The following is a 16,065-nucleotide window of genomic DNA, read 5'->3' as shown; positions in this document are numbered from 1 at the left end:
TTACAACCAATAGCTTAAGTATTTGATTAAAGATAGTATTAAATTTTCATTGCGTTCCAAAAATAAAACCCAAATCCCCTTTGACAAAGTCCATAAATAGACTTATTTTAAACTAAAGTTTAGATAAGTTGTTTGGAGGGCTTATGTTGTCTACCGCTCAAGCGCCATTACCGGCCGACAGCGCGCTGGTGGCCGGCGCGGCGTTACGGACCTTTTTTAATATCGCCGATGCCTGGCGTTTGAATGTCGAGCAGGCCATGGTGTTACTGGGGCTGGATTCGCGCAGCACTTATTTTAAATGGAAGAAAAACCCGGAAAGCGCCAGTCTTAACGCCGATAAATTGGAAAGGTTGTCTTATATCTTTGGGATTTACAAAGCCTTGCAGATTTTACTGCCCAAGCCGGAAGCGGCGGATGGTTGGTTGCATCAGCCTAATCAGGCCGCGCTGTTTTCCGGGCAATCCGCTTTGCAACGCATGCTGTCCGGGCGGGTGGCGGATTTGTATGTGGTGCGCCAATATCTCGATGCGCAGTGCGGTTGGGCCTGATGTTGCCTGCAAAAATCAGTAAGGTGGATTGGCGACCCTGCTGGCGCTTGGTGCCCAGCCGGTTTCCGCCTACGGGTTTATTCGACAGAGTGGCCGACCCGGCCGATCTGGACGTGGTGTTCGCCATTGAAGCGCTGACTAACGACAGGCTGCGCGACGAAGCCGGCGAAATTAGATTGGTCGCGGCGGCGGATCGGATTGCCGGGCCGGGGACCACGCCTATCATGGCTGCCTTCACTCATCTCAATCCAGAAGGCAGCCGGTTTTGCGACGGCAGTTACGGCGTGTATTACGCCGCTAAGGACATTGATACCGCGATTGCCGAAACCCGTTTTCATCGCAACCGGTTTATGGCCGCGACCCAACAAGCGCCGATTGACATCGACATGCGCAGCTATGCCTCGGATTTAAATGCCGATTTGCACGACATTCGCGGCCGGCAAACCGAATTACCGGAAATTTACGACGCCGACACCGGCAATTACGCCGCCGCGCAGGCCTGGGCCAGGCAGTTACGCGCGGACGGTGCGGACGGTGTCGTCTATTCCAGCGTCCGAGCCGCCGGCGGCGAATGTGTGGCGGTGTTTAGACCGCGTTTGCTGGCGCCAGTCAAGCAAGGCGCGCATTACTGTTATGTGTGGGACGGCCGGCAAATCAGCGCAGTTTATAAAAAAGAACTTTACCAGCCCGGGGTTTAACGGATAGCCATGCTCGACTTGCCAGCACCCAGCCAAGAAAACGATTTTTACGAAACCCATATCCAATTGCTGTTGCACAGCTATCAGCAATTACTGGGCAAGCCGTTGTTGGAAAAGTCCGCAAGCTTATCGCTGGGCCGGCAAGTCTATGAAGTCGATTTCGCCCTGCTATCGCATAACACCGCCGCCGATCCTTTGTTCAATTACGCTAATCAAACCGCGCAGAATTTATTCGAGCTAAGTTGGCCGGAATTTATCGGCATGCCGTCGCGCTTTTCGGCAGAACCGGTCAACCGCGAGGAACGGGAGCGCTTGTTGAATCAAGTCACCAGCCGGGGTTATATCGACAACTATTCCGGCATACGTATCGCCAAATCCGGCCAGCGCTTTTTGATCGAGCGCGCGGTAGTGTGGAATGTCCACGATAGCGCGCAACGCTATGTTGGTCAGGCGGCTTGTTTTAGCGACTGGCGCTTGTTACCCTGAGTCTGACCCTTTCGATCCACTCACTGTCTGCGAGAAATTTATGCTGAAAATATCCTTAAAACATAGCGGCCGCTTAGGCTGCGGATTGTTGCTAATGCTGGCCAGCTCGGCGCGGGCCGATGAAGTGGGTTGCGTAACTACGGCCTGGAAATTGATCGGCGCCAATCACAAGGTCTGTGTCGATGCGTTTGAAGATCCGAAAATCCCTAACGTGATTTGCCATATCAGCCAGGCCAGATCGGGGGGGATTTCCGGCGGCTTGGGTCTGTCGGAAGATCCGTCGGAATTTTCGCTGGCTTGCCGGCAAACCGGGCCGATCACATTGCCGGCTAAACTGAGCACGGAAGAAACCGTGTTTTCGGAAAGCACCTCGCTGTTTTTCAAGTCCACCAACATTACCCGTTTATGGGATGCCAAGCACAACACCCTGGTATATCTGGCGATCAGCCGCAAAGTGATCGAGGGTGCGCCGGCCAACAGTGTATCGACGGTGCCGGTGATGCCTTGGGGTAAATAGGGCGTTGATTAATGCTATCGCAGGTCCAAAGGCTGGTCGGCAACCGGTTTAATCCATTTCAATAAGGTTTCGTAAAGCGTGGCCGGTAGAATCGGTTTGCCGATGAAGTCGTTCATGCCGGCGGCCAGGCAGTGTTGATGATCGCCGTGCATCACGTTGGCGGTCATCGCAATGACGGGTAGGTCGCGGCAAGCCGGGATTTGCCGTAACAGCCGGGTGGCTTGATAGCCGTCCATCACCGGCATTTGTACATCCATCAGCACACAGTCGTAGTCGTTACGCCGCAACTTTTCCAAGGCCAGTTCGCCGTTTTCGGCAATATCCACCGCTAATTGCGCTTGTTCCAATAGCTCGATGGCGACGATGCGGTTGATTTCGTTATCTTCCACCAGCAACACCCGCCGCCCCTGCAGCCGCGCCAATTTACCGATGTCTATGCTGGTACGGTGACGGCGGATTTGGAAATTACGGATGGTATTCAAATCGGTGGCGCCCAGCAGCACATTAAAGGTAAAGGTGGAGCCGACGCCGGGTTCGCTGCTGACCTCTATCGTCCCGCCCATTTGTTCGATCAGCTGCTTAGATATGATCAAGCCCAGGCCGGTACCGCCGTAGTTGCGGGTCACGCTGCTGTCGCCCTGGCTAAAAGCCTGGAACAATTTGGTTTGCTGTTCGGCGGTGATGCCGATGCCGGTGTCGCTGATGGCAAATTGCAGACGCACCGAGTGCGCATCGCGGCTGATTTCGTTGAAACTGACGGTTATCTCGCCGTGCTCGGTAAACTTGATGGCGTTACCGATGAGATTGATTAACACCTGCCGCAGCCTTTGCGGATCGCCGATTACCGCGTGATACTCGCCGACCGGCGGCCTGATCAGTTGAATCCCCTTATTCGCGCTGAGTTGCAGCATGGTGGAAAACACATGCTCCAGCATCTCTTCCAGCAGAAAGGGTATGGTCTCCATCTGCATTTTGCCGGCTTCCATTTTGGAGAAATCCAGAATGTCGCCGATCAGTGTCATCAAGGACTGCGCGGACGACTCGACCCGTTTCAGATATTCGCGTTGTTTAAAGCTCAGTTCGCTATTCAGGCACAGTTCCACCAAGCCGACAATCGCGTTCATCGGCGTGCGGATTTCATGGCTCATATTGGCCAGGAACTGGCCCTTGGCCTGATTGGCGGATTCCGCCTCCCGCTTGGCGAGCTCAAGCTCCTGCGTGCGGCTTCGCACCTGGCTTTCCAAGTCGGTCTCGTGCGCCTGGATTTGCGCCAGCATATTGTTAAAGGCTTCGGCCAAATCGCTGATTTCGTCGTTACCGGCATAATCCGAGCGCCGGCTGTAATCGTGGTCTTTTTCGATTTGCCGCGCGGTATTGGCCAATTTCAACAGCGGGCCTAAAAACGAACGTTGCAAGCGCTGCACATACAAGGCCACCACGCTCAAGGCGATCAAAATAATGCCGGTGTTAATCAGGGTATTGAACAGCAAGGAGTGGTAGGCGCGTTTCAGATCGGCAACCAGGGTAATGTGGCCGACAATCTGTTTATTTTTATGCAAAATCGGCTGCGTGATCTGCCGGGTTTTCGACAGCCAGGCCGGCCACCAGCCGTGCCAATTGCTTGCCGGTTTTGCGTAACGGACCAGCGTGACGCCGCTGGGGGTTTGGATTTGCCCGGCGATGATGTCCGGATCGTGGGCCAGCGCATCCAATATTTCCTGGGCGGTTTGATTATCGTCGAACAACAAGGCAAAGCTGCTGTTTTGACCGATCATATTCGCGGTCAAGGTCAATTTTTGCCCAATGTTCTGCTGCAAAGCCGAATATTCCCGAATCGACAGCGACACCGTCGCTACCATCAGGCTTAACATCACCATCACTCGCAGGATTTTACCCAGCTTGCGGCTGATGGAAATGCGAGGATTTGTTGACGCTGTCATTCTATTATTTCGGCCATCCGCAGTAATTTCGAACTCAGCTTTAAATCGGCTGATTTCACCGCGGCTAAATTTACCACCAGTTTTAACCTGTTGTCGCGCAACGTAAATTGCACCATACCCCCGTGGTTAGCAAAGTTTTCCACGTCGCCGACCAACAACACATGATGTTGCCGGGCTTGCTCGGCTAATACCGGCGTTAATCCGACTAGGTCGCTTAGAAACAAGATGCTGCATTGGGTGATGTCGGGGGCGTCGGCCAAATTGACATGCACCGCATTACCGTTGATTTGTTGGCCTTCCAAAACCGGCAAGTAGGCGCGTAACAGGCTGCGGCCTTGCAAACAAATCGTCACCGGCGCAGCGCTGGGCCACTGAGCCAGCTCGGCGAAATGAAACAGATAGGCAGTCTTTAATTGAAACTCCCGGCTTTGGCTATTTTCCTCCGCGCGCGCGAAACCGGCGAACCAAACGCAGACACTGAGTAGCAAAAGGGTGTGCAGACGCATCGGCGCAATAACCTGTCTTAAAAATGCCAGGAGATTTGCGCCAGATAGCCGCGTTGAATCTGGCTGGCGACCGGTATGTACAGCACGTCGCTGAATTCAGGATGTTGATCATCCAGCAGATTTTGCCCGCTTATCGATAACTCCAGATTTTTGTGCGGATGCCAGCCCAGGCGTAAGTCCAGCGAGATATAGGCCGGAATGCTGCGTCTATCGATATACACTTCATCGACATAGCGCGCCCAGGCATCCAGTTCGATTTCGCTGGTCAGGTTGTATAAAGAGCGCAGTGAGAGATTGTGTTGCGGATTGAAATGTTCTTCGGTGAGTGGATCGCGAAACCAGGGCTGGTTTTTATCGTAATTGACCGAGAATTGGTTGGCGCTGTAAGAGGCTTGTAGCCGCCAATCGTGGTTTACCCGGTAATTGAGCGCCAACTCCAGGCCGTAACTGTCCACTTGCCGGTAATTGGCCACAGTGGCCTGCTTGATGTTGCCGTACGTTGGGTTGTTATAGGTCACACTGGTAAATTTAGTGCCTTGCATCCGGTCATAGATGTTGTAAAACAAGGCGCTGTCGATATCCAGACTAGTGGAAACTTGCCAACGCCAGCCCAATTCGTAGGCCAGCAAGTTTTCCGTGAGCATGTCCGGGTTGGCTTTGGCTTCGAAAAATCGGTTGGTATCCGGGATTTGTTTGAATAAACGAATGCTGTGTTGCGCCCTATTCGGCAGGACCACGGCGCGCGACACCGCGGCCCACAGGCTGTGCTGTTTGTTGGGTGTCCACAGCAGCCGGGCGTTGGGCTCGGTTTCCCAGCCGGTGAAGGTGAAATGCTCCACCCGGTTGCCCAGCGTTAGGGTCAGGTCGTCGGTCAAGCCGATTTGATCCTGTAAAAATACCCCGACATTGTGCTGCGTTAATTGCTCGGGTTCGAAACCCAGAGTCAGCGTGTTATCGAAACTATCGGAGATATTTTGATAGTTCACCCCCCACATCAGTTTGTGGTTGTCGATGATGGCCGGCAGGGTGTGTTGAAAGTCCAAATCGTAATGCGAGCGGCTCATCCGATTCACCGCCAATTGCCATTCGGTTTGGGTAAACGCCATATTCAGTCGCCAGTCGTGGCCGCTGTCGGTGCGATGAGACCAATTGCCCTGCAAACTGCCGGTCACGCCGTCCCTGCCAAAGTCGTCGTTTTGCCACAGCGGTGCTGTCGTCGAGGTTTTACCGATATAGTAGCCGCCCAACCGGTAGCGGGAGACGTTGGCTTCCACCATCAGTTTGTCCTGGGCGCTGAGTTGGCTGTCCAGGCGAAAATTGGCGGTTTCGGTATCGCCGGTGTCGTGGGTGTCTTGCCTGCCGGCCAGATCGATGCTGGCGTCGCGCACCATCGTACTGATCGTGCCGCGCAGAAAGGTGGATTCGGATAATTTCTGGCCGTAACGAATCCCGCCGAAGCCGCGTTCCTCGGTGCCACCGCCGGCATTAAGCAAACCGCCCTGAGTATCGCGAGCCGAACGGGTGATGATGTTGATGGTGCCGTTCACGGCATTCGCGCCCCACAAACTGCCACTGGGGCCGCGCAACACTTCGATGCGTTCTATATCCGGCAGCGACGGATTTTGCTGGCCCCAATAGACCCCGCTGATCAGCGGATCATAAATGCTGCGGCCGTCTATCATCACTTGCAGCTTGTTGGCATATAGATCGTTAAAACCGCGCGCGCTGACCGCCCAATTCCAGGCGTTGATTTTAGCCACATTCATACCAGGCACCATGCGCAGAACTTCCGGCAAGCTGGTGGCGCCGGAGCGGCGGATGTCTTCGGAAGTGATTACAAATGCTGCGGCTGGGCTGTCTTTAACCGTTTGTTCCTGCCGCGCCAGACTGGATACTTCCAGTTCGGTGAGTTCCTCCCAACTTAGCGGCAGCAATTCGTTGGTCGCTTCGATGTCGGCTGGATTGCCTTGAGCAAGCACGTTGGCATGCACCAGGCAAAGCCCGCTGCATAGGTAGGCAAATTGACGCAGATAACGGTTAATCAGCATGACATTTGGGCTTGAAGAGGCAAGGTTCCCGTTATTATAAAAGCCTTAACCGTTAACTGGGCAAATCAGTTGATGATGGGTCAGGTCAATAGAGATCCATTACAAACTTGGCAGCTTGTGGGATTTAATAAAAGCTTCTCCCCCAGGGGGTATCGTAAAAGAGGAGTTTTGTTCCTTCTCCCTTCGGGAGAAGGTTAGGATGAGGGTTATAAAACAGTGACTTACCGCCGTTCTATAAGCCTCTGCCGGGGGAGAGGCTTTTTTTGGGAATTGGCTGTTGAGTCTTAGCGCCATCGAAACGCTTAAAGCAAGGCCTCCACCGCCGCGCATTCCGCGCTACTCAACTCAAACTCGAAAATAGCCAAATCCTCGCGGATATGCTCGGCGGATGTGGTGCCGGTTAACGGCACGATGCCGTTCTGCGTTAAATAGCGGAAGAATATCTGCGCCGGGCCGCGCAGGTATTTTTCCGCCAGCGTTTTCACAGCCGCGTCAGCCAGGATTTTAGGATTGGCCGTCAGCGTCCAGAAGCTTTGATAAACGATCTGCCGCTGCCGGCAAAACGCCCGCAGCTGTTTGTCGTAGCCGGTATCGGCATAAAACCGGTTCTGCAATACGGCCGGTTTAACCGTCGCGTTGTCGTACAAAAATTGGAATAATTTCGGATCATAGCAATTGCTGATACCCAGTTGTTTGGCGCCGCCGCTTTGCTGGATAACTTCCAGCGCTTGCCAAACCTCAAACAACTGCGCGAGATCCGCCAGCGGCGAATGCAGTACCAAGCCATCCAGATAATCGGTTTGCAGATTCTTTAACGAAACCTGGAAGGACTGTGCGACTTGCTCGGATAGACTGGCCTTGGCATCGTAAGGTATCCGTAGCGGATCATGGCCGTTCAGCGGCGTGAACTTGGTTTGCAAATATAGCTCGGATCGCTGCAAGCCCAACTTCCGGCAAGCCGCCGAGACGCCTTCGCCAACCCCTGCCTCGTGATAATGCTTGGGCTGGCAAGCCGTGTCGATGCCGCGAAACCCCAGCGTTAGCGCCTGTTCCACCAGTGCGGCGGTACGCTCCTGCTTCCAGGCCGTACCGTAAATAATGCCCGGCATGCGTACCCCGGCGGCGGAGAGAATAAAGTCGTTGTCACTCATCACAGCTCCCGAAAAAGCCTTGATCTTCGGTGATAGTAGCCAGGGCGTCAATTACTGAGGCTACTAAAATCCGGGATTGTTGAGTGAGCTTAGTGTGGGGTGATGGGTTGGGTGCTTGATATTGTCGGCTGAGTTCGGCCATAAGCGGACCTTTATCCCTTAATAAATCAGATCAACCAGTGCCCGCTTAATGGCCCAAAGCTGACCCGCGCCGATCTTCTTTGCCTCATCTTAAGTTTTGGTGGGTGATACCTTGATTTTATTTTTTGTAATATAACTTACATAACTGTATAGTTATTTACATGAATAAATGGTTCCTACTGATAACAAGCCTGCCCACCGAGAACGCCACCGCCCGGATGCGCATCTGGCGATCCTTGAAAGCGTCAGGCGCTGCCGTGTTACGTGATGGCGTCTATTTGATGCCTGATCGAGCGGATTGCCTGGAAACCTTCGAAAGTCTGGCCGTAGAGGTCAAAGCATCTGGTGGCACAGCCTTAGTGTTGAAAACCGACGAGCCGGAATCTGGAAATTTCGCCGCGCTGTTTGATCGCAGTGAAGAGTACGCTGTTTTATTGGACGATATTGCTAAATTGGGCAGTGCTCTGGCTATTGATCCCGCGCAAGACCCGCTCAAGCCAATCCGTAAACTACGCAAAGCGTTTACCAGTTTGTCTGCCATCGACTTTTTTCCTGGGGAAGCGCAGCAACAAACGGAAACCGCGTTACGCCAACTGGAATTGGCCATTGCCCGCTTGTTGTCGCCCGACGAACCACACCCCATCGAAGGCGCTATCACCCTGTTATCGATTGCCGATTTTCAAGGTAAAACCTGGGCAACTCGGCAACGTCCTTGGGTGGATAGGCTAGCCTGCGCTTGGTTGATTCGTCGGTTTATTGACCCGCAGGCGCATCTGCTTTGGCTGCCTTCACCCGATGCTTGTCCCAATGACGCTATGGGTTTCGATTTCGACGGCGCGCGCTTCAGTCATATCGATGGCCGTGTCACGTTTGAAGTGCTGCTCGCCAGTTTTGACTTGGAAACACCGGCCCTCAAGCGTTTAGGAAGCCTCGTGCACTTTTTGGATGTCGGTGGCGTGCAACCGCCGGAAGCGGTGGGTATCGAAAGCGTGCTGGCTGGCTTGCGCGATGCCATTGCCAATGACGGTCAATTATTGACGGCAGCCAGCGCGGTGTTTGACAGCTTGTTGGTGACATTTGAAAAAGGAGCAAACAATTCATGATTCAGCCAGACAAACCGTCTTCTGATAACCCACAAAAACGGCCTGACCCTGTTGGTTTTTGGCAAGCCTTCAGCTTTTGGCTGAAATTGGGTTTTGTCAGTTTTGGCGGACCGGCTGGGCAAATTGCCATCATGCATCAGGAATTGGTGGAACGACGGCACTGGATTTCCGAGCAACGTTTTTTGCATGCCTTAAATTACTGCATGTTGTTGCCGGGACCGGAAGCGCAACAATTAGCTACGTATATCGGTTGGTTGATGCACCGCAGCGTCGGTGGCATCGTGGCAGGCGGCTTATTTGTACTGCCATCGCTCCTTATTCTGATCGGTTTGAGTTGGGTCTATATGGCCTATGGTCATGTCCCGGCAGTAGCTGGTGTACTGTACGGCATTAAACCGGCGGTGACGGCGATTGTGTTGTTTGCGGCTTATCGGATTGGTTCGCGCGCTTTGAAAAACGGGCTGTTGTGGGCCATGGCGGCCTTGGCGTTTTTGGCCATCTTCTTATTGAATGCACCGTTTCCATTGATCGTCTTGCTGGCCGCCATTCTGGGGGCGATGGGCGGTAAATGGCTACCAAAGAAATTTGCTTTAGGCGGCGGGCATGGTGCGGCCAAGCAGAGTTACGGACCCGCGCTGATTGACGACGATACGCCGACACCAACCCATGCGCTGTTTTCCTGGTCCGGCCTAATCAAAGTAATCGTCGTCGGGTTAATTTTATGGGGTGCTGTCATCGGCTGGTTATGTACCGAGTACGGCTGGCACGGCGCATTGACGCAAATGGGCTGGTTTTTCACCAAGGCCGCCTTGCTGACTTTTGGCGGCGCGTATGCGGTGTTGCCTTATGTCTATCAAGGTGCGGTCGAACATTTCCACTGGCTGACGCCGCAGCAAATGATCGATGGCCTGGCGCTCGGCGAAACCACGCCCGGCCCCTTGATCATGGTGGTGACTTTCGTTGGCTTTGTCGCAGGATGGAGCCAGCAAGTGTTCGGCGACGAGCACTTGCTGCTGGCGGGTGCGGTGGCGGCAACCGTGGTGACCTACTTCACCTTCCTGCCCAGTTTTTTGTTCATCCTGGCCGGTGGTCCGATCGTGGAATCGACCCACGGCAACCTGAAATTCACCGCGCCGTTGACCGGCATTACCGCTGCCGTGGTCGGCGTCATCCTGAATCTGGCGGTTTTTTTTGCCTGGCACGTATTCTGGCCACAAGGATTCTCAGGAGTTTTTGATGCGTTTTCGGCACTCATCAGTCTATGTGCATTCTGGGCACTGTTCCGTTACAAGGTGAATGTCATTCCCGTGATTATGGCCTGCGGCATCACGGGCTTATTGTTCCATTTCGTCAAAATCTGGCTTGCCCAGCAAGGAGTCGTTTTATGAAACGCTTACATCAATTTTCCGTTTTACCGTTGCTCATGGCACCTCTACTGGTGGGAAACGCTGTCGCTCAGGAGTCCAGTCAACATGCGGTAGCCGTATCGTTGGATACCGCTAAAATCGAACTACTCACCGGCGCCAAAGGCAAACTGGATAGCGCCGAAAATGTGTTTCGAGTGGCTTTGCCTCGTAGCGATCTCGCTGTCAGCGTAGCCGGAGTCAAAATGACGGCCGCCACCGGTTTCACCTCATGGGTCAGCTTTACGCCGGCAGGCGACAAGACCATGGTCATGGGCGATATGGTGCTGGCGGAAGACCAGATCAATCCGGTGATGAGTACCGCACTGGACAATGGCATCGAAGTAACGGCCTTACATAACCATTTTCTGTGGGATACGCCCAAAGTGATGTTCATGCACATCGGCGGTATGGGCGATGTCGATGCCTTGGCAATCGGCATTGGCAAAGTCTTTACCAAAATTCAGGAAACCAGTAGCACTAAACCGAAAAGCAAGCCCAAAGCATTCGATGCCGCCAAAACCTCGCTCGATCCCAAACCACTCGAACAAATCCTTGGCGTCCCGCTCGAAAAGGCCGGAGAAGTTTATAAGGTAACGATAGGCCGCACCACACAAATGGATGGACATAGCGTCGGCAAAACCATGGGCGTCAACACCTGGGCGGTATTCGCGGGCAGTGACGACAAAGCGATTGTTGAAGGCGACTTCGCTGTGTTGGAAGCCGAACTGCAAGGCGTCTTGAAGTCATTGCGGGGTTCTGGCATTACCACGATCCATAATCACATGGTGGGTGAATCGCCCAGAATCGTCTTCCTGCACTATTGGGGCGAAGGCCGAGCCAACGATTTGGCGAAAGCCTTTAACAGGCTGGTGAAAAACTCGAAAAGCCAAGTAAGCTAAGGCATAGATGAGCCGCCAACTGTTAAAATAGGCTACCTAAATTTGGAGCCTTTCAATGCGCGGACACGATGCCATCCAAAACAACTGGTTCAGCTACATCAACCTGGAAGACCGCATTCCCAAGCAGCATCCGTTGCGCCGTTTACGGCTGTTGGTCGATGGCGTACTGGCCTCGATGGATGCCGTCTTTGCCGCGCGTTACTCGCACACTGGCCGTCCCTCGATTGCCCCCGAAAAACTGCTGCGCGCCTTGCTGTTACAAGTCCTGTATACGGTCCGTAGCGAGCGTCAGTTGATGGAACAACTGGACTACAACCTGTTGTTTCGCTGGTTTGTTGGTTTGGGTATCGACGATGCTGTCTGGGAGCGCAGCGTGTTCAGCGCCAACCGCGAACGCCTGCTGTCCGAAGCCCTGAGTCGCGAATTTTTTGAGCGGGTACTGGCCATAGCCGAATGGCAAAATCTGGTGTCCGACGAACACTTCAGCGTCGACGGTAGCCTCATTGAAGCCTGGGCCTCGCATAAAAGCTTCGTTAAAAAAGACGGCAGCGGCCCGGACAAACCCGCCGGCCGCAATCCCGAGGTCGACTTCAGCGGCGAAAAGCGCAGCAACGCCACCCACCACAGTACGACCGATCCCGAAGCCCGGCTTTACAAGAAAGGCGAATACACCGAGGCCAAACTGCGTTACATCACCCATGCCTTGTCCGAGAATCGCAACGGCCTGATTGTCGATGTCGAAACCACTCAAGCCACCGGCACCGCCGAAATCGAAGCCGCGCAAAACATGATCAAACGCCGCGTGCCCCAAGGCGGCAGCGTCGGTGCCGACAAAGGCTACGACCAAGCGGCGTTCGTCAACGGACTCGAGTCCCGTGACATCAAAGCCCATGTGGCCCGCAAAAAGACCGGCAGTGTCGTCGATGGCCGGACCGCTCGCGGCAAAGGTTACGCCCAAAGTCTCAAGCGCCGCAAAATCGTCGAAGAAGCCTTTGGCTGGGTCAAAACGGTCGGCGGCCTGCGCAAAACCCGTCACATCGGCTTAGCCAAAGTCGCGGGTCAGGCCTTGTTTTGCTTTGCCGCCTACAACCTGACGCGCATGCTCAACCTATTGGTGTTCACGCCGAAACCGGCGTGGAGTGCACCCGCCTAGGGTGAAGTTCGCCTGAAAACCGTCCACAGACGGCTTCAGGCGAATAAAAAGCCCTTGAAACCGGGGCAAAACGCTTGAAACTCGATGTCATGACCGATTTCAACTCGAAAAAATCACTTACATCGTGGGTAAGGGGAAATATCGGCGGGTTTTTCACCAGCCTGTTAAAACCGCTTTGGAATTACAAGCCAAAAACTGAGGCATCGTCATGAAGTGGATTACCCGTGAACGGCCCAAAATTGACCGCATCGCTTGTCCCTGGCTGATTGCCCGATTTATCGATGCCGAGGCGGAATTTCTCTATGTGCTTGGTGATCAGGTTTTCCAAATCGCCGAAGAAACAGGTGCCATTCCTTATGACATTCCTGGTGCGGAACTCAGTCATGTCGATGGGTTATGCAGTTTCGATGCCTTTTTGAACCACTATCAGCTCGACGATCCGGCATTAAAACAATTAGCGGCCATTGTACGTGGAGCTGATACATCGAAATTGGATTTGACACCGCAATCATCGGGTTTGTATGCCATCTCTTTGGGGCTATCACACGTTTTTAAAGATGATCTGGAAATGCTTGCACATGGAATGGTCATGTACGATGCGCTATTCGCTTGGTGCCAAAATTGCCAAGCTGAAACGCACAATTGGCCGCCCGAATTGACGCTTACTAGCAAGCCATAAGAAAAACAGTTAGCAAGGTCAGCTTTGAATTTAGCAGCAGTCAGATTTTTTTTCGTTATGATTTGACTGCATTGGGTCGATTTTGCTCGTTCGTATCCGGCAGAATGTCAGTTAGCTCAACAGCCGATTCGCAAGCTATCCCTTTAAAGTTCAAAAAAGTCTGTGAACATCCATCGTTCATTACTGACCCTTCAAAGGAACTGGAATCGAAGTCTGGACATGAAAGCAAACCGGCCTAGTATGCAGGTGCTGCTTTATAATGTTCTTTTTTAAAGCGAGGGCTAATCCCTAAACAGCCGTGAAAAAAATCATCCAGAAAATTTCCGCCGGGCTCTCGGAATCGTCGTTACCGGAAAAAGCGCAGGCGCACTATGCCGCCGGGCGCTATAAGGAGGCAGGCGATTTATTCAAGGAACTGTTGAAGCAATCGGCCGACGCCGAAACCAAACGCTGCTTGGCCGATTGTTATCTGCAACGGGCCAAGGGAATGGCGGCCAAGGCAATGTTCAAGGAAGCCTGCGTACTTTGGGAAAATTACGCGGCTAACGCGCAACCGCCGCTGCAAGCGCAAGACGCTTACCTGTTGTGGCTGTTGGCCGGCAAAAACGAGCGCAAAGCTTACGCTATATTGGATGGGTTGAATGCTCGGCAGTTGGACGAAGAGTTTCCAGTGCTTTCGGCATATCTGGGAGCGATGTTGGTCTCCGGGGCCACGGAACTGTTGCCGCATTTGCCCCAGGATTCCGCATTGCTCAATCATTGGGAGTGTATAAGCGCGGCGCTGGCGGCCTATCGCAACGGCGAGCGGGAACGTTGCGAGCAGGCCTTGAAACCATTGCCGTTTCGTTCGGCGTTTCGCGATTTGCGCAGCTTGCTGAAAGCGCAGCTGCTGGCTGGCGCGGACATCGAGCAAGCACCCGCCATGTTAGCCAAAATCCCCGACGAATCGCCTTATCAACCGCTGGCTAAGGCCTGCTTGGCTTATCGGCAATCCGGCGCGGATTTCGTTGCCAGCCTGTCGAGTCTGGAACACAATCAGCGCCGCATCGTTGCTCAGGCCAAAGGTCTCAATGCCCGTCAGAGCCAGTTATTGGAAGCGCTGGTCAAACTCAACGGCCAGCCCGACACCAAGACCCGCTTCAATCTGGTCCTACAATATCGCGACGTATTCGGCAACGCTGCCGCGCAAGCCTATTGCCTGGGGGCCTTGGCCGAGTATGCGGGCGGTGAAAAAGACTATTTCAAACACTTCGCCAGCAAGGACCCGTTCGAGGAAAACCGCTTGCAGGCCTTGTTGCACGAACAAGCCGAAAACGCCTACGACGCCGGCTTTTTCTGGCAACGCTGCATCGATATTCTGAAACAAGACCGGCCGGCCAATGACCGAAAAATTGCGTTGATCCTCAGGCGCATGGCCGATAAGGCTTATTCCGGCGAAGCGGCGGCGATGTTGGCCGACAGTCTGGAGTACGATCCCGACGACCGGCAAAGCTATCTGAAGCTGTTAACGGTTTACCAGGAACAGCGGCCGAATGCGGCTCAGTACGAACACTGGTTGGAACGTGGCCTGCAACGTTTTCCCACCGATACCGACTTGTTGGTGCGGGCAGCCAAATCGGCCGCCGCCCGAAAAGCCTTTAAAAAGGCGGCGGCTTACGCCAAAGCCTTGTTGCAGATCGATCCCGTGAATACCTTGGCTAAACAGCTATTGTTTGCCAATCACATGGCCCATGCCCGCCGCTTGGTGAAAGCCGAGAAATTTCATTTGGTGGAAAAGGAAATTCAAGCGGCCGAACAATTAACCATCGATAAAAGCCTGCGCCGCCAAGCGGAGTTGTTGCGCGGATTTTATCTGTGGCAGGCCGAGGACAAAGCCCAGGGCTTGCAACGCATCGCCGATACCCTGGCAAGCCTGTACGACGATCCGGTTAATATGCATGTGCAGGCGCAGATCGAAGCCGGATTGCTGGAACTGCCGACACAGGGGCTTAGCCGCGCGCTGCCGGCGTTTAAGGACTATCTGCTGTCCGCCCCGCAATTGCAGCGGCTGATCGGCTTGCTGGATTATTACGACGAGCAATTGGACGATAACAGCCTGTTGCTGAAAGCCCTGGACAAAGTCAAAGCGCCGCTGAAAAAGTCGGTGGAATGGCTACTGGACCATGAAGCGCTGCTGCTCGCCTGGTGCCAGGCTTTAGAGAAGGTCGGCCATTACGAGCTATTGAAGCACTGCGCCAAAATGGCTCAGGCCCGCCGACATACCCCGGCCTTGATGTATTACCGGACGCTTGCCGAATGCCAGGGCGATGCCAGCCACTTGGATTTAATGAGCTTATACCGCTTGAAAATTGGGTTGGCAGACGCGCGGGCGGATAACGACAACAGGACCGCCGGGTTGATCGCGCGCCTGCTCGAACGGGTCAGCGGCACTCCCGAGCCGCTCGAAGATGAAGCTGAAGACTTCGACCAGCCGTCAATCAGCGACGATCCGATAGAGGACTTGTTCGGCCCCATTCCGGATGCCATGTTCAAGCGCATCGAAAAGAAAATCGAGGAGATCATGCGCAAACGCGGTCCCGATTATTTCGCCGCCCAAATTATGCGTCAATACGGCGACCAGCTCGGTCAGCAACGTCTGGCGATCTTGTTTATGAACCAGGATTTCCTCTGGTCGGTGGCTATACTCGCCGGCGCGGAGGAACTTAAGGTCGAGATCGGCGTCGGTTTCGACGACATCGTCGCGCGATTTGAGAATAACTCCCCGCAATATTCACTGCCTTTCAATTGAGT

The 16,065-nt window shown here is 53.8% G+C and carries 14 protein-coding genes; 10 read left to right on the top strand and 4 right to left on the bottom strand.

Annotated elements, in window-relative coordinates; translation table 11 throughout:
• Positions 1-143: 143 nt before the first annotated feature.
• From JWZ98_RS22440 to JWZ98_RS22425, 4 genes are read left to right on the top strand one after another with little or no spacing between them, the layout of a single operon-like run.
• Positions 144-548 (top strand): MbcA/ParS/Xre antitoxin family protein, encoded by a 405-nt coding sequence (locus tag JWZ98_RS22440; protein ID WP_205452320.1) that lies wholly within the window; start codon positions 144-146, stop codon positions 546-548.
• Positions 548-1,246, top strand: a complete 699-nt coding sequence (locus JWZ98_RS22435; protein WP_205452319.1) for an RES family NAD+ phosphorylase — start codon at positions 548-550, stop codon at positions 1,244-1,246. Before JWZ98_RS22440 ends, JWZ98_RS22435 begins: the two co-directional genes overlap by 1 nt.
• A gap of 9 nt (positions 1,247-1,255) precedes the next feature.
• Complete coding sequence (locus JWZ98_RS22430; RefSeq protein ID WP_205452318.1) at positions 1,256-1,732, top strand: MEKHLA domain-containing protein; 477 nt, start codon at positions 1,256-1,258, stop codon at positions 1,730-1,732.
• A 40-nt stretch (positions 1,733-1,772) separates the two neighbouring features.
• A complete protein-coding gene (locus JWZ98_RS22425) occupies positions 1,773-2,249 on the top strand; it encodes a CreA family protein (RefSeq protein WP_205452314.1) in 477 nt (158 codons plus the stop codon).
• A gap of 14 nt (positions 2,250-2,263) precedes the next feature.
• Here the strand turns inward: JWZ98_RS22425 and JWZ98_RS22420 are convergent, their stop codons facing one another.
• The 4 genes from JWZ98_RS22420 to JWZ98_RS22405 all read right to left on the bottom strand — a co-directional run bounded on the left by JWZ98_RS22420 (position 2,264) and on the right by JWZ98_RS22405 (position 7,894).
• Entirely contained in the window at positions 2,264-4,189 is a 1,926-nt protein-coding gene (locus JWZ98_RS22420) for an ATP-binding protein (RefSeq protein ID WP_205452312.1), read from the bottom strand.
• Positions 4,186-4,695 carry a YfiR family protein gene (locus JWZ98_RS22415; RefSeq protein WP_205452311.1) on the bottom strand — a complete coding sequence of 170 codons (510 nt, stop codon included), beginning with the start codon at positions 4,693-4,695 and terminating at the stop codon, positions 4,186-4,188. The genes JWZ98_RS22420 and JWZ98_RS22415 overlap by 4 nt, the downstream gene beginning before the upstream one ends.
• A 17-nt stretch (positions 4,696-4,712) precedes the next feature.
• A complete protein-coding gene (locus JWZ98_RS22410) occupies positions 4,713-6,743 on the bottom strand; it encodes a TonB-dependent receptor (RefSeq protein WP_205452309.1) in 2,031 nt (676 codons plus the stop codon).
• 302 nt (positions 6,744-7,045) lie between these two features.
• Complete coding sequence (locus JWZ98_RS22405; protein WP_205452308.1) at positions 7,046-7,894, bottom strand: aldo/keto reductase; 849 nt, start codon at positions 7,892-7,894, stop codon at positions 7,046-7,048.
• Between the two features lie 302 nt (positions 7,895-8,196).
• Here JWZ98_RS22405 and JWZ98_RS22400 point away from each other — a divergent pair, with 302 nt between their 5' ends.
• From JWZ98_RS22400 to JWZ98_RS22375, 6 genes are all read left to right on the top strand, one after another.
• Positions 8,197-9,138, top strand: a complete 942-nt coding sequence (locus JWZ98_RS22400) for a chromate resistance protein ChrB domain-containing protein (protein WP_240348145.1) — start codon at positions 8,197-8,199, stop codon at positions 9,136-9,138.
• Positions 9,135-10,526 carry a chromate efflux transporter gene (gene chrA / locus JWZ98_RS22395; RefSeq protein WP_205452307.1) on the top strand — a complete coding sequence of 464 codons (1,392 nt, stop codon included), beginning with the start codon at positions 9,135-9,137 and terminating at the stop codon, positions 10,524-10,526. The genes JWZ98_RS22400 and chrA overlap by 4 nt, the downstream gene beginning before the upstream one ends.
• The gene (locus JWZ98_RS22390; RefSeq protein ID WP_205452306.1) at positions 10,523-11,443 is read left to right on the top strand and encodes an LppY/LpqO family protein; all 921 of its coding nucleotides are present in this window, start codon (positions 10,523-10,525) and stop codon (positions 11,441-11,443) included. The genes chrA and JWZ98_RS22390 overlap by 4 nt, the downstream gene beginning before the upstream one ends.
• A gap of 55 nt (positions 11,444-11,498) precedes the next feature.
• A complete protein-coding gene (locus JWZ98_RS22385) occupies positions 11,499-12,596 on the top strand; it encodes an IS5 family transposase (protein ID WP_205451336.1) in 1,098 nt (365 codons plus the stop codon).
• 208 nt (positions 12,597-12,804) lie between these two features.
• Positions 12,805-13,275, top strand: coding sequence for a chromate resistance protein ChrB domain-containing protein (locus JWZ98_RS22380; RefSeq protein ID WP_205452305.1), 471 nt, complete (start codon positions 12,805-12,807; stop codon positions 13,273-13,275).
• A 298-nt stretch (positions 13,276-13,573) separates the two neighbouring features.
• Complete coding sequence (locus JWZ98_RS22375; protein WP_205452299.1) at positions 13,574-16,063, top strand: hypothetical protein; 2,490 nt, start codon at positions 13,574-13,576, stop codon at positions 16,061-16,063.
• Positions 16,064-16,065: the final 2 nt, after the last annotated feature.

It is taken from the genome of Methylomonas sp. EFPC1 (genome assembly GCF_016925515.1).
Lineage (GTDB): Bacteria > Pseudomonadota > Gammaproteobacteria > Methylococcales > Methylomonadaceae > Methylomonas > Methylomonas defluvii.
Note: the sequence above shows the minus strand (reverse complement) of the source record. Positions and strands in the feature narration are given on the sequence as shown.